This window comes from Xanthocytophaga flava, assembly GCF_030068545.1.
Classification (GTDB): domain Bacteria; phylum Bacteroidota; class Bacteroidia; order Cytophagales; family 172606-1; genus Xanthocytophaga; species Xanthocytophaga flava.
In genome coordinates, this window is sequence record NZ_JASJOR010000003.1 from 378582 (window position 1) to 399264 (window position 20683).

Below are 20683 nucleotides of genomic sequence, written 5' to 3' on the forward strand. Positions count from 1 at the left end.
TAGTAGTATTTATTTTGAGGGTATATGTATGATTTACAATCAATATACATCCTTATTTGATTAGTATGGAATCCTTTTATAAGGAAACACAAAATAAAATATATTTACAGACTATAGAACTAGAACTTCTTAACCAAAAGAACTTTCAACTATTTTCTGATGATCATATTATCACTCTACATTCATCTATATACTAAGAAAAAACAGTATTGCATAATTTCTTAGTATATAAATAAAAACAGGCATTCTGTGTTGCTATTTAAAGAAAATATTTTGTGTCTCCATTATACTAAAATTTTTTATGACTGAGCTGGCTTTCCTTCAGGTTTTGGTAACAAAACTTTTCGGGACAAACGATATTTACCCGTTTTTTTATCAATCTCTACCAACTTAACTTTCACTTCTTCGCCAACTTCCATTACGCCTTCCATTGATTCCAGTCGATCCCATTTAATTTCAGATATATGCAACAGGCCATCTTTACCAGGTAAAAATTCAACAAATGCGCCGAATGGCATAATAGTTTTTACCTTTCCATCATATACTTCTCCGATTTCAGGAACTGCAACAATACCTTTTACACGACTAACCGCTTTTTTCATCGACTCGTCATTTGTTGCGAAGATATTAACGTAGCCGGCATTGTCTTTTTCTTCAATAACTACGGTCGCTCCTGATTCTTTTTGAATTTCCTGTACTACCTTACCTCCTGGTCCAATAACTGCACCTATCTGGTTTTGCTCGATTCTGATAGTTACAGAACGAGGTGCGTGTGGTTTCATTTCCGGACGAGGCTCGCTAATAACTTGATTCATTATTCCGAGAATATGTAACCGCCCTTTTTTCGCCTGAGACAGCGCCTGAGCTAAAACTTCATAAGAAAGTCCGTCTACTTTGATATCCATCTGACAAGCGGTGATCCCTTCTGCTGTGCCAGTTACTTTAAAGTCCATATCTCCCAGGTGGTCTTCATCTCCCAGAATATCAGAAAGTACAGTATATTTTCCTGTCTTGCTATCAGAGATCATACCCATTGCAATACCAGAAACAGGCCCTTTGATTTTTACACCTGCATCCATAAGAGCTAAACTACCAGCACATACTGTAGCCATTGAGGATGATCCATTCGATTCCAGAATATCAGAAACAACACGTATAGTATATGGGTTTTCATCATCTGGAGGCAACACCTGCTTTAATGCACGGAATGCAAGATTACCATGTCCAACTTCACGTCGTCCCGGTGCTCTGTTAGGTTTTACTTCACCAGTAGAGAAACCAGGGAAGTTATAGTGTAACATGAATTTCTGGTAACCAGACAACATTACACTATCAATAATTTGTTCATCTAATTTAGTTCCAAGTGTTACTGTTGTCAGAGATTGTGTTTCTCCACGTGTAAAGACAGATGAACCATGAGGGGAGGGAAGATAATCAACTTCGCACCAGATAGGACGAATTTCGTCAGGTTTACGACCATCCAGACGCTTGTTTTCGTTTAATGCCAGATTTCGGGCTGCATCTTTCTCGATATCGTGATAATATTTTCCAACTAACGCCAGATCAATAGTATGATCTTCAGGTAAAGAAGCAATATACTCATCCTTTATGGCTTTAAATGCGTCACTTCTACCATGTTTGTTTGCATTACCTGACTGAGCCACTGCATACACTTTATCATACAATAACTCATAAAGTTTAGCTTTGAGTTCAGGATCATTTACCTCATGAGAGTATGTGCGTTTTTCAGTCTTGCCAACTTCTGCTTCCAGTTCTTTCTGAGCCTGAATTTGTATTCTAATAGCATCATGAGCTACCTTTAAGCCTTCCAGAATTTCTTCTTCCGACACCTCTTCACATGATCCTTCTACCATTAAAATATCTCTTGCCGAAGCCGCTACTATCAGATCCATACGAGCGTTCTTTAACTGAGTGCTGGTTGGATTGATTAAATATTGGCCATCAACCTTGGCTACCCGTACTTCGGAAATAGGACCATTGAAAGGAATATCTGATACGGCTAGTGCTGCAGATGCTGCCAGACCAGCCAAAGCATCAGGTTGTACTTCAGAATCTGCAGAAATTAAAAATATATTTATTTGGACATCTGCATGAAAGTCATCCGGAAACATTGGCCGGATTGCCCGGTCTACTAGACGGCTGATTAAGATTTCATTGTCAGATAATTTTCCTTCACGACGTAAGAAACCACCAGGAATTTTACCTGCTGAGGCAAACTTTTCTTGATAATCAACAGAAAGGGGTAAAAAATCAACGCCAGCCTTTGCTTCCTGATTAGCAACAACGGTTGCTAGTAACATGGTGTTACCTTGTCGTACAACGACTGAACCATCAGCTTGTTTTGCGAGTTTACCAGTTTCTATTGTTATTTTTTGCCCGTTGGGCATTTCAAATGTCTTGGTGATTACGTTGGGATACATATGCATTATCAAATCAAAATTCAAAATATTTGCAACTATTGTGTGTATAAATACTGAAACTAATCATAACTTCCTATTATTGAGAAAAGTAGATTGTTCCTTCATTATATTTTATAAAAAAATCTGCCATTGAAAGGCAGGTTTGGAGTGGCACCGATGGGAGAGAGACAATCAAGTCGGTGAGATATTAACTATTTTATTGATATTATTCCGCTTTAAATTTTATGGCTGCTTCTGTTGTGTCTGGACATAGACTAACCATTGATTTCCCAATAGCAAAAGAACGAAAAAAGGGAACTGCCCTTTGGTAAGTTCCCTTTGATGGCTTATTTTCTTATATTTAGCTCACCAATGATAGCACGATATCTTTCGATATCTACTTTTTGAAGATAATCTAATAATCTTCTTCTTTTACCAACCAATTTCAATAAACCCAGACGAGTATCGTAGTCTTTTTTGTGAGTCTTCAGGTGCTCGGTCAGGTGATTGATACGATAAGTAAACAGTGCGATTTGTGCTTCTGGAGAACCGGTGTCAGTTGTCTTCTTCGCTTGTCCGTACTGCGCAAACAGTTCTTGTTTTTTTTCTAAAGTTAAATACATTTTGTTTTTGCTTAAAATACTTATAATTTTTTAACAAAGAATGCCTATGCCAAAACAGACGGCAAAGATAGGAATATCGTAATGTAAATACAAAGGATAATACAAAATAATTTATAAGAAAAAAGCCTATAATTGAGGAACCTCTTCATTTTTTGCCTCTGCTTTTGGTTGAGGCAGAGATGATTTGTTTGTTTTTTTGAAACGTGAGATAAATTTGTTAAACGCAATTTTGTAGACATCTGCATCGAATAGCCTCGAGTCATTGCGTGCTTGTCTCAGGAAAAACAAACCAATCATAAATAGAACAAAGTCTGCCAGCCATGCTCCATATACTATTTCCATCACACCTTCCCGTGCCCATTTTTCACCCATTAGTGTTAATACGTAAAATAAAATAAAGAACCCAATAGAAACAAGAACAGGAACTCCTAAACCTCCTTTTCGAATGATTGATCCTAAAGGAGCACCAATAAGAAACATTGCCAGACACGCTACCGATTGTGTAAAACGGCGATGCCGTTCGATCGCAAAAATCCTGTATTCTTTTAGTGCGCTTTCTTGTTGGTATTTCCCTCCATCCAGATTGCTTTTTACATTACGTGCCTGATTAATAGCTGTTTCAATAATACTTACCTTTTTATAAGGTGGGTCTTGCAGATGGGCACGCTCTGTTGAATCCGCCCAATTGTTAGATCCATTTGTTATTTTTATCTTTTGAGCAACATTTGAATTGATTTGTTTTAAATGATGATAATAATATTGAGAAACTCCTGTCTCTGTATTATGAATTTCTTTTTCGAGTTTTTTATTCAAAGAATCTGCGGATTCCCGTAGTTCTGTGAAGTTTTTCATCAAGCGATCATACTTGAACAAGGAGGTAGGTGTTGTGTCCATTTCAAACGATGCCAAACTAAAGACCATCTTGGTTCGTTTGAAGACATTGCGTATAAACTGTGCTTTTTGATCACGTCGATTGCTGGCTCCCTGATCATCATAAATTGTACCATTGAACAACTCAAAAACAAGATACTTGCCATTCATCATATTGTACATTTGTGCTGAATCTGCAAGAATTAAACGCGAGTTTCCATGTCCTTGACTATGATCATAAATCATAAGTCCTTTCATGCTTTTACCATCTGGAAATTTCTTATTGGCTTTTATACTTACTCCTTCTAATCCACTATAGAAAATCCCTTCTTTGATAGATAGAGAGGGCTTCTTTTGTCGTATATCGTATAACAGGCTATAGGCTCTGAGATTGGCTTTGGGTACAATGTTATTGTTAAACCAGAACGCGAATAAAGTTAATCCTACTGCAAAAATAAATACAGGTTGTAAGGCACGTAGCAAAGAAATACCTGAACTTTTAATAGCTGTTAACTCATTATATTCACCCAGGTTTCCAAAAGCAATCAACGAGGAAAGGAGAATCGAAAGAGGAAAGGCAACTGTTGAAGTGTTAATGCTGAAATAAAAGAGAAGTTTTATATAAACAAGAAACGACAATCCCTTGCCTACAATCTCATCAAAATACTTGACTAACGTCTGAGTTACAAATATAAAAACAACTACAGCAAAGGTAAGTACAAAAGGACCCAGAAACGCTTTTAATACCAAAATGTGTATCTTCTTCATAACTACTATGCTTTTACTGTTCTGCAGGATTTTAGACGGGATAGTTTTTACACAGGAAATAGTTTTTAGAGTTTCCTCAAAAACTGTACCTGAGTTTGAAAAGCAAAATAATATCTAATGATTTGTAAAAACTATACTTCGCACGTCATTATTTAGTAACCGAACAATAAAAGATTGGAAAATCAACTACTATTTAGCCTCCCACAGTTTCTTTTAATGAGGCTATCAGATTTTCCCAAAGCTCCTGAAGATCTTCTTCCTCAGCCATCTCTGAATAGTCTGTGATCTTTACAAAGGATGATTGAGTCAATTCATTCTGATCAAATTTAAACTCAATGTAGTTAGGGTCTGTAGATTCTTTTCCATCATCATCCAAAAACTCAAACTTAACATAACGGTTTAAACGTTGGGCAGCAATTTTTGCGTAATGAGGGCGATTGTCCCACTGAAAGCTGAATACTTTTTCACCATCTATGGAAACATCATCAGCAAACCATTGAGCCAAACCGGCAGGGGTAGTAAAGTAGGAAAAAAGCATTTTGGGAGATGCCTTCATTTCATACTCAACTGAGAATTTAAATTTCTCCATTTGTAAAAGGTTTAGTGCCAGGTATTATTGCAAATATTGAAAAAAAAATTTGTAAATTAAAATAAAAACTTCATACCTTTGTGACCCAATTCGGCGAGGTAGCTCAGTTGGTTAGAGCACAGGATTCATAACCCTGAGGCCACGGGTTCAACTCCCGTCCTCGCTACTAGATTTAGTAAGCCCTTTATGCAACAGCATGAAGGGCTTTTTTTATTTCATTTCCGGCAAGTTGCTAAAATTATTTCATTATGCTATGTTTTCATAACTTATTTCATTGTTGAATTCAGTAGCAGGGTTAGTGTGTCTTTTGTAACTAAGTGAATTTCTGCATCGTATAGGACAAACTGTATGGGTGTAATCTAAAAGCATTACCTTTGTTTTTCCTTGAATAAGATTTTTTGTCAGTTTTGCTTCTTTGAAGAATGCATTCGCATGAGATTTGTTTATAACTAAAATTATGTATCATTAATTATTTTCTATTATATGATAAGAATAAACATCCGGAGAGTTGCTCAACCTATCATTTTGGCAGCTTTACTTAGTGGCTCTGGGTTTGCACAATCAGCAGATACCCCAAAAAAAGCTCCTGAGAACTGGTTCAATCTGGATCCTACTGCAGATAAGGTATATGGTGTAAGTACAGAAAAAGTATATCAGGAACTTTTGAAAGGGCGTAAAGCAAAGCCCGTGATTGTTGCTGTAATTGATGGGGGAGTGGATATAAACCATGAGGATTTAAAATCGGTAATCTGGACAAATCCTAAAGAAATACCAAACAATGGAAAAGATGATGACAAAAATGGCTATATAGATGATGTATACGGATGGGATTTCATTGGAGGGAAAGACAGCAGTGTACATTATGACAACCTGGAGGTGACACGTATATACCGTTCTATGTTACCTAAATTTGAGAAAGCTGATACTACCAAGTTTTCTGAGGCCGATAAGAAAGAATACGCACGTTTCAAAGAGATTAGTATTGCATATGAGGAAGAGGATCAGAAATTAAAAGGAGGCTATGCAAACTATCAGATACTGCTGGATGGATTGGAAAAAATAAAAGATAAAATAGGCAAAGAAACCATCACATTAACTGATATTCAGGCATACAGACCAACTGGTTCTATACTAGGGCAAATAAAGTTTATGGTGGAAAATGAAATGGCTAATGGAGCAACTTTTAATGATTTTATGGAGATGATTAAAGAAGGAATAAAAGAAACTGAAGCTCAAGCAAGTTATTATACTAATCTTGAATATGATCCGCGTAGTATTGTAGGGGACAATTATTCAGATGCAAAAGAAAAAATATATGGTAATAATGATGTCGTAGGCCCTGATCCAGACCATGGGACACACGTAGCGGGTATTATTGCAGCTGTTCGGGACAATAACCTGGGAATTAAAGGGGTTTCAAATGCTACTAAAATCATGGTTCTTCGAGTAGTTCCAAATGGAGATGAAAGAGACAAGGATGTAGCTAATTCAATCCGGTATGCTGCTGATAATGGTGCTAAAGTAATTAATATGAGTTTTGGGAAAAGTTATTCCTGGAATAAAGGTGTGGTAGACGAAGCTGTAAAATATGCTGCATCCAAAGATGTATTGCTAATCCATGCTGCCGGTAATGATGCGCAGAATAATGATGAGGCAGATAACTTTCCGAATGACGAAGATGATAACGCCAAGGAAATTGTGAATAACTGGGTTGAAGTAGGAGCTTCTTCCTGGAAACCTGGTGAGCAGGGAATAGGTAATTTTAGTAATTATGGAAAAAATTCCGTAGACGTATTTGCACCTGGTGTAGCTATTCATTCCACTACTCCTGGATCTAAGTATGCTGATCATAACGGTACAAGTATGGCTGCACCAGTAGTTTCAGGTGTGGCTGCTTTGATTCGGGCTTACTATCCTAAATTAAAAGCGGCTCAGGTTAAAGAAATTTTGATGAAATCAGCTCTTCCTTATAAAGAGAAAGTACAGGTTCCTGGCTCAGAAGGGCAAACAGCAAATTTGTCGGATTTGAGTAAGACAGGAGGAATTGTAAATGCGTACGAGGCTTTAAAAATGGCTCAGAAGATGTCTAAATAATCAAAAGACATAAATAAAGTCTACAGAGCTGTACTCAATTTGAGTACAGCTTTTTTTAATCTGTACTCTTCTTTTTCATTAATTGCTCCAGCATCTCTACCTGAAACTGCTGCAATTCTAATAGTTTTTGACCCTGATGCATGAGCAGATGATCTACTTTTTCATGCAAGAGCCGTATCTCCAGTTCTGCCTTTAAATTCACCTGATAATCATATTGAGATCGTAATCTGTCTTTTGCTTCCTGTCTGTTTTGACTCATCATGATTATTGGAGCCTGAATAGCTGCCAGACAGGATAATATCAGATTTAACAGGATGAATGGATAGGGATCAAATGGTTTGTTATATAAAACAAAAACGTTAACTCCCATCCATATAAACAGAAACGAGAAGAAAATGATGATAAACGTCCAGCTTCCTCCAAAATCTGCTACTTTGTCCGCAATCTTATCTCCCAGAGTCAGTTGCTGATCGCTTTCTACATCTACATTTCTTGAAAGAACTTCCGTATTACGTATACTCTCAATTACCTTTTCATCCAGTTTGTTTAGCCTCCCTTTTTCATCGGCTAATAGCTGGCGAATGTATTGATTTCTGTATTTGTTGAGCTCTTCAACTGCAATATATCCTTTGGGTAACCAATCGGGGTGTTTTTCCTGTATGAGTTTGAGTATGTTAGGATGTATAGAGTGGACAGACGCCAGTTTTTCAATAGGTAGATTCTTCCCTGTAAGCTGACAATGGCTGGTAGTAGGCTTCATACAGAATAAATGAGTACAAAATAATAAGTGTAAATCTGATAAATAATAGAATAGGTTCTATGTAATATCTGATGTTGCCTGAATTATTCAAATTTCCTGTTAAAAATACGTAATCGTACTGCAAAGATCTTTTGCAGCAAATTGCCAACCATTGTAGTTCGTTCTGGTAGACTTCTATGAGGACTTTTCCACCCAACACGGAAAATAATTCGAGGGTTAGTAGAACGAGGTTTAAATTTTTTTTGTGAAGGGATAAATAACTCGGGTATCTGTTGTTTGTCGACTGCACTTAACTGCATAAGATCATACTTAAATTCAGTAAGAGAGGGTTGGCTAGACGCGTAAGTGCAGGAATCTTGCTGTGCATAGGTGAGAGAACTTAACAGACAAACCATATATAGTAAACAGGGAACCTTCATCGACATTCTACAGATAAAATTGTATACAAATAAAAACTGGATACAGGCAATCTTCTCCTATATCCAGCCTTTACCTTGAAGTGATAAATCAGACTTGTCTAAGCTGTTTCTTTTCTTCTTTCTTGCGAATTTTTCGCCCATAGATCAGATTAAATATTGCTGGTAATATAAGCAGTACCAGGATGGTTGCTGATATCAGACCTCCGATTACAACTACGGCAAGTGGTTTTTGGGTCTCAGAACCAATCCCTGTAGAAATTGCTGCCGGTAAAAGACCTAGACTTGCCATCAGTGCTGTCATTACTACAGGTCTGAGCCGACTAATAGCTCCTTCGCGAACTGCATCTTTGAGGAGCATACCATTTTTCAGATTTTCATGGAAGATATTCACAAGAATTACGCCATTCTGCACCGAGACTCCAAATAACGCAATAAATCCAACACCTGCCGAGATACTAAAGTTAATTCCTGTCAAAAGTAATGCAAGAATTCCACCAATCAATGCGAAGGGAACGTTTAACAAAATAACGGTTGCATCTGTAGTACTGCCAAAGGCGAAGAAGAGGATCATGAAAATCATAACTATGGAAATCGGTACCACCACAGATAACCGTTTGGTAGCTCGTTGCTGGTTTTCAAATTCTCCAGCCCATTTTACTTTATAGCCTTGGGGAAGCTTTATTTGCTGTGCTACGCGTTGTTGCGCATCAGCAATGGTACTTCCTAAATCTCTGCCCCGAACAGAAAATTTGACAGCGATAAACCGGGCATTGCTTTCCCGATACACAAAGGCTGGTCCGGCTACATTGCGCAGATGGGAGATTTCTTTAATAGGGATTTTTGATCCGGTACGGGTTGGTACCAATAGATCTTCAATCTTTTCTTCTGAAAAACGATAGGCTTCATCATATCGTACTTTTATATCAAAGCGTTTTTCATCCTCATAGAACGTGCTGACTGTTTTACCACCTACAGCCATTTCTATTACGGACTGACAAGCTTCTGTACTGACATTATAAAGGGCCATTTTTTGCTGATCCAACTCGATTCTGAATTCAGGCTGCCCTAGGTTTTTGACAATACCCAGATCTTCTACACCCGGAACTTTTGCCAGAATGTCAAAAACATTTTTTGCTTGAGTGTCTAAGTACTTAAGGTCATTGCCGATAATCTTAACAGCCATAGAGCCTTTTACACCTGATACCGCTTCTTCTACGTTATCGGAAATAGGTTGAGAGAAACCAAAAGTAACACCTTTATAGGATTTTAGCTTATCCTGCATCTGAGCTACGAGTTCATCTTTGGTAATGTCCCGTTTCCATTCTTCTTTGGGATACAGGTCTACAAAGAATTCCGCATTAAAGAACCCGGTTGGGTCTGTACCATCATTAGGGCGTCCTGTCTGACTCATTACACCACGTACTTCCGGAAAACTTTTAAATATCTGGCGTATCTGACGGGTAAAGTGATAGCTATCGTCCAGATTGATGGATAATGGCATACTGGCACGTACATATACAGATCCTTCATTGAGGTGGGGCAAAAATTCAGAGCCGACAAAGCGGAACAGGAATAATGAGGTTGCCAGAATAACTACAGCGATGGAAATGCTTCGCTTAGGGAATTTTAAAACTTTGTCCAGAGCTGGAACATAAAGCCGATTCAGAAAGTTAACAAACGGATTATTTTTCTCCCGGACATTCTTATTCAAAAGCACATGGGTTAGCATGGGAATAAGGGTGAGACTGATAATCAATGCACCCAGTAAGGCAAAACCCAGGGTATAAGCAAGAGGCGAAAACATCTTACCTTCCACTTTCTGGAAAGAGAATATGGGCAATAAGGCTGTAATGATAATCAGCTTGGCAATAAAGATGGATTTTCCCATCTCAGTTGCTGTCTTGGAAATCCAGCCCATCTTAGCGCGCTTGTTGAAGGCTTCTTTGCCAAGTTCATGCGATTTATGAGCCAGCATAACAAAGATTCCTTCTACCATTACCACAGCTCCATCAATGATAATCCCAAAGTCAATTGCTCCAATTGAGAGCAAATTGGCACTCATACCCTTGATGCGCATACAGATGAAGGCAAATAAAAGGGCTAACGGAATGACAATGGCTACTGTGACGGTGGTACGCCAGTCGGCCAGGAAGATGAGCAGAATAAACGTTACCAGCAAAATACCCACTACCACGTTTTCCGAAACAGTGTGCATGGTATGGTTATTCAGCGTAGTACGATCGTAGAAAACGTTGATTTTAACATCTTTGGGCAATACATAATTGTTCAGTTCATCAATCTTTTCGTGCAAGGCCTGTAGTACTTCCCCAGGATTTTCACCCTTACGCATAAGAATGATTCCTTCCAGTACATCATCTTTGGTGTCACGCCCTGCCATACCTAGGCGGGGCTGATAGCTTTCTTTGACAGTGGCAACATCTTTTATTTTGATAGGGGCATTGTTGACGTTGTCTATGATCACATTTTCTACATCCTCAATTTTGGTTAACAGACCAATACTCCGTACCACAAATGCCTGATTACCTCGTTTGATTACATCACCACCTACGTTGATATTGCTTTTGCCTAAGGCATCGAAAACATCCAGTGCAGAGAATCCATAGTTGGCAAGTAACTTAGGATTTACACTCACCTCAATAGTTTTTACCCGACCTCCAAAGCTTACCACATCTGCGATGCCAGGTACTGATTTAAATTGTTTGTCGAGCGTCCAGTCCTGAATGGTTTTCAGTTCTGTAATATCTTTGGTTTTACTTTCCAGTGTATAACGATAAATCTCACCAGTAGGACCAGATGGGGGTTGTATTTCTGAATCTGCTCCAGCAGGCAAGTCTACGTTGGCAAGTCGATTGGCTACCTCTACACGCGCATTGAAGTTGTCTACGCCATCTTCAAAAATCAGGGTAACAACCGAGAGACCGAATAGAGAAATAGAACGAAGAGATGTCTTTTTGGGAATCACATTCATCTCTGTTTCTATGGGTATAGTCACAAATCGTTCTACTTCCTCAGAGCTTCTTCCTCTCCACTGGGTGATAATGATAACGTTGGTATTGGTGACATCAGGGAAAGCTTCAATGGGAGTATTGACAAAGCTGACCACTCCACCTACAATGAGCAGAAGGGTAGCAAAAATGACAAAAAACTTATTTTTGAGGGAGAACTTGATAACTCCTTTGATGAACTTATTCATACTTCAGCATGGAATGTATGTGTATAGATAGATGAAACCTTGACTAATTTGAGACACATCAACTACTATAAAACAGTAATGTGTGTTCAGAAAAGGCATGAGCCTAGAAGGGAGCCTCCAGGCTCATTAATTATTCAATCAATGAAAATGAATTATTTGATTGATAGCTAGCTGTTTAATTCGTTAAAGAGCAGTAGACTGCCTTCAGTTACGATTGTATCGCCTGGTTTGATATCTCCTTTCAGAAAGGCTTTTTGGGAAGTGTTTTTTAGTATCTCTACTTTGCGTTTTTCATATTTGCCATCTTTGGTAATAATGACGAAATAATCGTCGTTGTCAAAGACAACAGCTTTTAACGGCACGGCAAGCATTTTTTCATCTTGTGTGAGTTGAAGGTGCACAGTAGCAAACATATCAGGTTTCAGCAGACCGTCAGTATTCTCAATCTCAACGCGTACTTTCATCACCCGTGAACTCTGATCCAGTACATTGGAAATATTGGATATTTTTCCTGTGAAGGTTTTATCCGGATAGGATAATGTTTTGATGGTAACTTCCTGTCCCTGCTTCACAGAGGCAATGTCGGTTTCATATACATTGGCAAGTACCCATACCTTTTTCAAATTAGAGATAACAAACAAAGGCTCAGAATTATCTGGTCGTAATTCCTGACCCGTATTCACATTTTTCTCTACGATATAACCGCCTATAGGAGCTTTTACAATGAAATAAGGTTTATCTGACTTGGTAGCTCCTCCATAAATGCGAAGAACTTCGCGACTACGGGAGGCTTCCTGCTCTGCTTTTTCTTTTTCCTTTTTAGCTGTCAGATAATCTGTTTCAGAAGCAAAACCTGACTTGTATAATGTTTCTGCATTTTGAAGGCTTTTCTGAGCTAATTCCAGATTGGCTTTATCTACTTCATAATCTTTTATGTAATTGGTCACATCGGCGCTTTTAATCACTGCCAGTTCCTGTCCCTGCTGCACATACATGCCAAGTTGAGGCTTTACAGTTTCTACATTGCCACTAACCAGCGGGAATACACGTACGACATTACTTTCGTCAAAGGAAATTTCACCATTCAATACCAGTTCTGCTTCCGCATTGGTGTAACTAACCACTGCTGTCTTATAAATGGTACTGGTTGTTTGTTCATCTGTATCTTTTTCTGTTTGCTGTGGTGCTTGAGGCTTACTACAAGCAGCTAACACTAGCATTGACACAAAAATGAAATATTTTTTCATATAGGTAGGATGGATAAAATCAGGATTGAACCAGAGTTATAAATAAGTGGTTTAGAAAACTTTGGTATTGGTTACAAAGTTGAGATACTGTTGAGACTGAAAAACTGTATTTTGCAGGTCAATCAGTTTAAGGCTTGCTTGCTTGTATGTCCGGATCTTATCCAGGTAGTCTAGCAGGTTAATGGTGCGCTGATTGTAGTTTTTAGTTGCCTCTGCACTGATATTTTTCAGACTTTCCCGATAGGTGACTGAGATTTCCTCATTTAGCTGGTTTATCTGAACAAACTTCTCATACGCATTCATAACCTCGTTTTGTACCGTTATCTGCTGACTTTCAACAGACTTTTTTGCACTTTCCAGTTGGAGTTGGGCTACCTGAACATTTCCCTGATTTCTGTTGAAAACGGGCAGATCCATAGCTACACTTAATCCAGTATAGTTCATAAACGCACTCGCATACTTATCAAAGGTAAGTCCTGCTACCAGATCTGGGGTACGACGGGCTTTTTCATACATCAGACTCTGATGTGCATTGTTTACCTGTTCCTGAGTCAGACTGACATCCGGTCGGTTGGTCAGTGCTGAGTCCATAACGGTTTTCAGTTGTGGCAAGGTAATAACTGAAGGCACCACTTCTGTTGGCTTGATAAATACTATATCTTTTTGAGCTAAAAATGTACGAAGCGTAGTCTCTTCATCTGAGATGCGACCTTGCAGATTTAATATGTCTGACTGAATGCTCCTGAGTTCAGCTTCGAGCCGTGTCACTTCATACGCTGAGATACCTCCTTTACTCAAAAGTTGTTGCATCACATTGACCAGTGATTTCTGCTGCTTTTCTTCATTGCGGAGTAGAGTATACGATTGCATATCAAAATACAGACTGGCATAGCTGGAATGAAGCTGATAACGTAGGTTGCGTAGTAAATCTTCGAATGCCAGAGATTGTAAATTTTTATTGCTTTCGGCCAGTTGAACTAACTTACTGCGTTTGCCTGCTGTATAAATCAGTTGTTGCAACTGAAGTGTGATAGATCCTTTATTGTATTGTGAGGCTGCTATGTCTGCAGCCGAATTCTTGCCATACTGAAAGAATTTTCCTGTTTGAGGGTTATAAAAATTACTTTCTACAAAAAAGTTTGGATTGGCCCAGAGTTTGGATTGACGGATATTGGCTTCCGCAATATTGATATTATACTTTTGAGCTAATAGAAGGTAGTTCTTAGTGAGAAAGATATTTTCGGCCTCTTGTAAAGATAGAGTTAATGTATCACTTGTCAGAGAAGGGGTTTGACTCCATGCACTTCCCAATATGCAGATCCATAGGATGGATGCTACTATCCATTTCTTATTCAAATTGGACATAATTTATAATCATTTTGCTTGGGACAAATGTCTGAGAGTTGGATTAAACGGGTATTAAGGCCGAATTAAAAGGTGATTAAAAGATATAGATGCTATTTTGAAGCAGCTAATAAGGCGCTGATTGAGATATATCAGGCGTTGTATTGAGGGTTATCATACATTACCCGGAAAAGTCTGAGTAGGTTTGTCTGTCGGAATTATTGTATTGAACTACTAGACTATAGAGGCCATGAAAAAAATACTTGTACCAACTGATTTTTCGGATCATGCACACCAGGCATTGCTGTATGCCGCAAAGATTGCTAAGGTAACAAAGGCAGAAATTGTGGTTGTACATGCCTATCACTTTTTGTCTGCAGATCCTCTGTTTTCACAAAGTATGTATGAAACGGCAATTGACAATATGGCAAAACAGGCACAGTCTATAATGAATGAATATGCAAAGCGTGTTGCAGATCTTATTGAGGTACCTTGTTTTTTTGAGACAAAGATGGGATTGGCAGCAGATGTGATTATTGCAGAATTTCAGGCCAAACGAGCGGATATAGTGATAATGGGGACACGGGGTGCAAATGGAGTTTTAGGAAATGTGTTGGGCAGTGTTACATCGGCTGTAATAGAGAGACATACAGTACCCGTCCTGGCTGTACCTACTAGTAATATTGGAAATTTTAATACGATTGTTTTTGGAACCGATTATACGGAAATCCGAAACCCAGAAACGCTACGTCCTATGCTAGACCTGGCAAAGTCGTTTGGATCTCATATACATATCCTGAATGCAAGCTTTGTACCTGGTCATGAGGATTTAGACTATGCAGGTGAAGAGCAACTGGAACGCTTATTTGAAAATCTTAAAATTTGTTTTGATTACACCTGTGAAGAGGATGTAGAAAAGGCTTTACTGGATTGTATGAAACAGGATAGTGCGTCTTTGCTAGTTATGATTGCACATGACAGAGGATTCCTGAAAGGATTATTTCATTTCAGTAAAACACGTAGTATGGCGCTTCATGGAGATGTCCCTTTGCTTGTATTACCTGAGTTATACTAGGTATGCTATATGATGCATAAGCCCATTTTCTTTCATAATTCTGATAAAATACATGGAAGAAAATGGGCTCCGTAAATGGTACTAAAATAGAGGAAAATCCATTAATCATTTATAGCCTGATAGATCATTCGGACAAAAAGAGCTTCAGAGTTATCTCCGATGGCTCCCTGGGTTTGCTTCATCAGTACGGCTACTATTTTTTCCTGTGGATCTGCAAAGTAGTTGGTATTGAAATACCCTCCCCATGCAAAGCGGTTTACGCTACCTTGCCCTTTGTTGTGTCCCTGTTGATTCACTACCCGAAAACCCATGCTGAAATGAAATCCATCTTCTCCAAATAGATTACCTATCTGATCGGAGACAGTCAATAATTCCACTGTAGGTCGGCTAAGGAATCGTTTGCCGTTAAAAGTACCATCATTGAGCAACATTTGCAGAAAAGTTGCATAGTCCTTAGCGGTACTGGACAAGCCTGCACCTCCTGAAAGAAATGTTTTTGCTCCTTTAATGGGATACTCCGGATCATAAAATGTAACAGGATACTTAATCCATTGCTGATTAGCGTCCGGTTTCTGAACAGGAACCAACCGATCTTTTTTGGTATCTGGCAGATAGAAATAAGTATCATTCATTCCCAGGGGCTCAAACAAGCGGGTACGTAAAAACAGGTCAAAGGGCATTCCTGACCAGATTTCTATAAGGTAGCCTAATACATCAGTATTCAATCCATAGGTCCATTTCTCACCCGGATTATGCTGTAGTGGTAACTTTGCCAGCTTTCTGATGTTATCAGATAGCTTGACAGGTTGCGTCGTGAATAAATCAACAATACCAGCTTTAGCATTGATAGCATGAAAGCGTTCATCTCCTGAGATAATACCATAACTGATTCCAGACGTTTGTGTAAGCAGATGCCGTATGGTGATCTCGGATTTGGCTGGCTCTGTGGTATAGGTTGAGTCTTTCCAGTGAAAAGATTTCAGGACTTGTGGGTTTTTGAATTCCGGAATATAGAGCGAAACCGGGTCATCCAGTCCGAACTTACCTTCTTCATACAGCATCATTGCTGCTGTAGATGTCAACGCCTTAGTCATAGAGGCAATCCGAAAAATGTCATCCGTTTTCATATTTCGCCCTGCCTGTACATCTGCTTTCCCCAGTGCTTTATGGTATACGATCTGCCCATTCCGAATGACAATTGCCACCAGACCAGGTAATTTATGCTGGTCAATAAACTGTTGTAGAGAGTGGTCTAGTCGTTGCAGACGCTCAGAGGATATCCCTGCTGCTTCCGGTGTTTTCGCCACAACCAGTTTCTGGGGTTTACTGGAGTACTGGGCAATGGTCGGGGCAAAGGAAACCCATAGAAGAAAGCTGAATAAAAGTTTTCTCATGGTTAGTGGAGTATCGTGTAAAAGCTGTGTTTAGTTAATCAGACCCGGGGCTTTAAATTTTTTGGAGGCATCGTCTATGACTAATATCCAGTCCGTTCCATTGGGAGGTGGAGTAAAGGTCTGAGAGGCTGTATCTTTTATGGAGCCACTTTTTGTTGCCTTTCCAGTGCGGGGATCAAACCACCAGATATTCTTTGATTTGCCTGTTATTTTGCTTAAATCAATGGTAACAGGTTTACTTTGTGGCAAATAAATCAGGGCATAGGTACCTTGTTCATCACGGGTGGCTTGTACCAGATCAACATAGGTGCTGCCTTTATCTGAGGTGATCAGTGACTGGTCTGGAATTCGGGTAAAATAGGGACGCGAAAGCATAAGATTTTTCAGGTATTGCATTTGGTAGGCACCTTCTGCTTTGGCTGCCTTTTGCCAGCCTATAATGGTATCACCCGGATTAATAGGTGCATACAGATCTTTATTGAGAAACTGCCAGATCTGATGATGTCCGTAGGTTACCCCACAGGTTCCTGCAAATACACCTCGGTAGATACGCACACGAACGTCATACGCTGTAAAATATCCGCGCTGACGTGTCCATTTGCCATCCCAGGGATTGACAGGATGATCTTCATAACAAGGCTCCATATCCAGTGTTGGCTTTAGTGGTTCCAGAGATAAGTCGTGAGTTACCCAGTTCCAAACATCAGTTTCTCTTGCTCCATGTCCAGATTGAAACGCATTCATATCCAGCCAGTCTCTTAAATGAACGAATTTGCTGGAACTATTACCTCCTGATGGGTGATAGGTAATGAATACATCCTTCCCTAACACTTCCTGTATGCCTTGCGCCATAGCTTCCCATACAGGTCGGTCATCATGAATAGCTTTGTCATTTCCCTGATACACAGCCGGACGATCTCCCCCCAGTATCCATACCACATTCCATTGTTTGCCATATCGTTTAGCGAGGGTAATTGCATAAGCTTTGGCCTTTTCAGGATTAAAAATTCTGGGTCCATCTCCCCAGAGATCTGCTACTTTATCTCCCCAGGTAGGCAATAAGCCGATATATAGCCCTTTTTCAGCTGCCTTATTGATAACAAAATCTACATTATCCCAATAGTCATATTCGTCTGCATTGGTTGGACTGGAGCCGGGTGTAATGGCTAGTTTCGTAGGATCAGCATTGATAAGCGGAAAGTCACCATAGCGGTTAGGCTGCCGGATACCTTCAAACTCCGCCAGTGCCACTGCCTGAATGACATTGAATCCCTGCTGGCGACGAATTTCCAGAAATTCTTCCGCTTCTTCTCTGGTCAGACGATGAAAGATTTCCCAATCTGTATCTCCCAGCCAGAAAAAAGGTTGTCCATCTGTAGTGGCAAGATAACGATGATTATCACTTACCTTAATTTGGGCAAAGGTGATTAGTGAAAAAAGAAAGACTAAAAGTGAAGAGATAAAACGCATAATACATGAAGTGTTTATAAACAGGAATCTAAAAGTAACCTTTTATTTTACCTTTAAAAAGTTGAACTATTTTAATGGTTTTTAAGGAAAGATCCAGCTTTTATTTAAAAAACTTCCTTTTGCTATGTAGCAGCTTGCCGGAAAATGTAACCATAACGCATACTAATCTAAGAGATATCACTTAAGGGGTAAGAAGGGTCGGATGCGGGTCAGTTGTGGGCTAGATCTAAGTAGTTGATAATCAATAGGGGTAAGAAGGGTAAGATGTTTAGAGCGAAACGGTAGCAGAAGAATAGCAACAGAAAGGGTTAGTATATGCTATATTTATTATTTTCTTTTTATATTATATATATAACACACGTAGTATAGGAAATATTCTTACCCCTTCTTACCCTAACTGATTATCAGGGCTTTACATCTGACCCGCAACCGACCCGCTTCTTACCCTTCTGACCCGCATTTAATAGGTTTATTGTCATGTGGCTTCCTGTAAAAGTGGTTTAAAAATAAAGAAAATATACAGATGGTAAACCCTCTTTTTTGTCCTCCCTTTGGGATCTCGTGGCAAGACCGGCGGCCTGTGGATTTATAGCGTATCTTTTCTTCCAGAAACTAGCGATGGCTCTATTTGTCACAAGATTCTTTCAGAAGGACAGAAAGGGTGAGATTCTTATAGTAAAAACAGAAAGGGAATGGACCTTTCGGACAAAAGGAGAGATCCTTTCAGGAAGAAAAAAGATTAAGAGGCGCAAAAAACAGAGTTTTTTCAGTTCAAAACTGCAAAAGAGGTTGTTGATCTGAATTATGCGCATGAAACTTTTTGCCGTGAATTCCGGTCAAATATTCAGCGTGCGGTTTTTTCCGCTCAAGCATCAATGTTGCGGTTTATTCTATGCAAAAACTTTTTTGCGGTAAATTCAACGCATTGACAATATGGATGAGAGTAGGAGTATTTTTTTCGGTCAGAGAATTTTGCGTTGAATTAACCGCAGGGATTTTTGCCGTGAACTCAGTTCAAAATTTATTTTGTGCTGAGTTCACGGCGGGTTATTCAATTCAGCGGGTATAGTGACCTGAAAAAGAATTATGGGAAAAGTGTTTTTTCGATACCCATTTCCAGTCCGCGAAGTTCGGCTAGTCCACGCAGACGACCAATCGCTGTATACCCTGGGTTACTGCCTGATTTTTTCAAATCATCAAGCATACGGTGGCCATGATCCGGACGCATTGGAATCTGATGATCATTGCGACCTACTTCACGACGCTTCTTTTGCTCTTCCACAATAGCTTTGACTACCCCATACATGTTGGCACTTCCTTCCAGGTGATTGGCTTCATGGAAAGACTCCAGTGGCTGAGGTTCTGTTTCAATCTGTACACTGCGCAGATGCAGGAAGTTAATCTTTGTTCCCAGGCGACTTACTATACCTGCCAGATCATTGTCTGCTCTGGCTCCAAAAGAGCCTGTACACATAGTAAAGCCATTAGATGGAGAATCTTTCACTGCCAGTAACTGTATAATATCATGTTCTGTACTTACTACTCGTGGTAAGCCTAAAATAGGGCGGGGAGGGTCATCCGGGTGGATAGCCATACGAATACCGGCTTGTTCGGCTACAGGAATAATTTCAGAGAGGAAGTAATACAGGTTTTCTCTCAGCTCTTTGTCGCCAATATGTTTATATGCGTTCAATGCCTCCTGAAATTGTTCCACAGTAAAACTTTCCTCAGATCCGGGAAGACCGGCAATAATATTACGGGTAAGCTTTTGAATGCCCGCTTCATCTAGTGCCTCATGGTATTTCTGCGCCTGATGCACAAAGGTTTCCGGATAGGTTGTGGCTGCTCCGGGACGTTTTAAGATAAAGATTTCAAAGGCAGCAAAGGCAACTGAATCAAAGCGAAGAGCTTCTGATCCATCGTCTACTACATAGTGCAGATCTGTACGGGTCCAGTCCAGGATAGGCATAAAGTTGTAACAGATAGTCTGAATGCCACACTGACCCAGATTATGGATACACTCTTTATACACATCAATATATTTCTGACGATCAGGCATACCGCGTTTGATGTGTTCGTGTACAGGTACACTTTCCACTACGGACCAAACCAGACCCGCTTGTTCTATTTCATTTTTTCGTTTTTCTATCTCTTCCACAGTCCATACTTCCCCATTGGGTATATGGTGAAGGGCTGTTACGATGCCCGTTGCTCCGGCTTGTCGAATATCAGTAAGAGATACTGGGTCTTTAGGGCCAAACCAACGCCAGGTTTGTAGCATGCTCATACAGTAAAGGTGTGCGTTTAAAGTTAGATAACAGTGTTTTGTTTGAAGTTCTAATACACAAACCTTTGTATGTGTTTAATTACAAAACGGAAGGTTTGGTAGCATTTTC

The 20683-nt window shown here is 39.4% G+C and carries 14 protein-coding genes and 1 tRNA gene; 3 read left to right on the top strand and 12 right to left on the bottom strand.

What is annotated here, in order from left to right; all coding sequences use genetic code 11:
- Positions 1 to 299: 299 nt before the first annotated feature.
- The 4 genes from pnp to QNI15_RS06880 all read right to left on the bottom strand — a co-directional run bounded on the left by pnp (position 300) and on the right by QNI15_RS06880 (position 5270).
- A complete protein-coding gene (gene pnp, locus QNI15_RS06865; RefSeq protein ID WP_313998499.1) occupies positions 300 to 2441 on the bottom strand; it encodes a polyribonucleotide nucleotidyltransferase in 2142 nt (713 codons plus the stop codon).
- Between the two features lie 326 nt (positions 2442 to 2767).
- Positions 2768 to 3043 carry a 30S ribosomal protein S15 gene (rpsO, locus tag QNI15_RS06870; RefSeq protein ID WP_313986109.1) on the bottom strand — a complete coding sequence of 92 codons (276 nt, stop codon included), beginning with the start codon at positions 3041 to 3043 and terminating at the stop codon, positions 2768 to 2770.
- 126 nt (positions 3044 to 3169) lie between these two features.
- A complete protein-coding gene (locus tag QNI15_RS06875) occupies positions 3170 to 4681 on the bottom strand; it encodes an LptF/LptG family permease (RefSeq protein ID WP_313998501.1) in 1512 nt (503 codons plus the stop codon).
- A 193-nt stretch (positions 4682 to 4874) separates the two neighbouring features.
- Entirely contained in the window at positions 4875 to 5270 is a 396-nt protein-coding gene (locus tag QNI15_RS06880; protein WP_313986114.1) for an START-like domain-containing protein, read from the bottom strand.
- A gap of 92 nt (positions 5271 to 5362) precedes the next feature.
- On the opposite strand from QNI15_RS06880, the gene QNI15_RS06885 reads away from it, so the two are divergent.
- Together QNI15_RS06885 and QNI15_RS06890 are read left to right on the top strand one after the other, a co-directional pair.
- Positions 5363 to 5436, top strand: a tRNA-Met gene (locus tag QNI15_RS06885).
- Positions 5437 to 5753: 317 nt separating this feature from the next.
- Positions 5754 to 7364 (top strand): S8 family peptidase, encoded by a 1611-nt coding sequence (locus tag QNI15_RS06890; RefSeq protein WP_314031119.1) that lies wholly within the window; start codon positions 5754 to 5756, stop codon positions 7362 to 7364.
- A 55-nt stretch (positions 7365 to 7419) separates the two neighbouring features.
- Here QNI15_RS06890 and QNI15_RS06895 read toward each other — a convergent pair whose 3' ends face one another.
- From QNI15_RS06895 to QNI15_RS06915, 5 genes are all read right to left on the bottom strand, one after another.
- A complete protein-coding gene (locus tag QNI15_RS06895) occupies positions 7420 to 8124 on the bottom strand; it encodes a DUF1003 domain-containing protein (protein ID WP_314031120.1) in 705 nt (234 codons plus the stop codon).
- An 83-nt stretch (positions 8125 to 8207) separates the two neighbouring features.
- Entirely contained in the window at positions 8208 to 8423 is a 216-nt protein-coding gene (locus QNI15_RS06900) for a hypothetical protein (RefSeq protein ID WP_314031121.1), read from the bottom strand.
- Positions 8424 to 8631: 208 nt separating this feature from the next.
- Complete coding sequence (locus QNI15_RS06905; RefSeq protein ID WP_314031122.1) at positions 8632 to 11757, bottom strand: efflux RND transporter permease subunit; 3126 nt, start codon at positions 11755 to 11757, stop codon at positions 8632 to 8634.
- A 167-nt stretch (positions 11758 to 11924) separates the two neighbouring features.
- The gene (locus QNI15_RS06910; RefSeq protein WP_313998511.1) at positions 11925 to 13004 is read right to left on the bottom strand and encodes an efflux RND transporter periplasmic adaptor subunit; all 1080 of its coding nucleotides are present in this window, start codon (positions 13002 to 13004) and stop codon (positions 11925 to 11927) included.
- 51 nt (positions 13005 to 13055) lie between these two features.
- Positions 13056 to 14369, bottom strand: a complete 1314-nt coding sequence (locus tag QNI15_RS06915; protein WP_313998513.1) for a TolC family protein — start codon at positions 14367 to 14369, stop codon at positions 13056 to 13058.
- Between the two features lie 229 nt (positions 14370 to 14598).
- Here QNI15_RS06915 and QNI15_RS06920 point away from each other — a divergent pair, with 229 nt between their 5' ends.
- Positions 14599 to 15423 (top strand): universal stress protein, encoded by an 825-nt coding sequence (locus QNI15_RS06920; protein ID WP_313998515.1) that lies wholly within the window; start codon positions 14599 to 14601, stop codon positions 15421 to 15423.
- A gap of 101 nt (positions 15424 to 15524) precedes the next feature.
- Here the strand turns inward: QNI15_RS06920 and QNI15_RS06925 are convergent, their stop codons facing one another.
- The 3 genes from QNI15_RS06925 to uxuA all read right to left on the bottom strand — a co-directional run bounded on the left by QNI15_RS06925 (position 15525) and on the right by uxuA (position 20574).
- On the bottom strand, positions 15525 to 16817 hold the full coding sequence (locus tag QNI15_RS06925; RefSeq protein WP_314031123.1) for a serine hydrolase domain-containing protein: 1293 nt from the start codon (positions 16815 to 16817) through the stop codon (positions 15525 to 15527).
- Between the two features lie 30 nt (positions 16818 to 16847).
- On the bottom strand, positions 16848 to 18287 hold the full coding sequence (locus tag QNI15_RS06930; protein WP_314031124.1) for a glycoside hydrolase family 140 protein: 1440 nt from the start codon (positions 18285 to 18287) through the stop codon (positions 16848 to 16850).
- 1084 nt (positions 18288 to 19371) lie between these two features.
- Entirely contained in the window at positions 19372 to 20574 is a 1203-nt protein-coding gene (gene uxuA / locus QNI15_RS06935) for a mannonate dehydratase (protein ID WP_314031125.1), read from the bottom strand.
- Between the last annotated feature and the right edge of the window lie 109 nt (positions 20575 to 20683).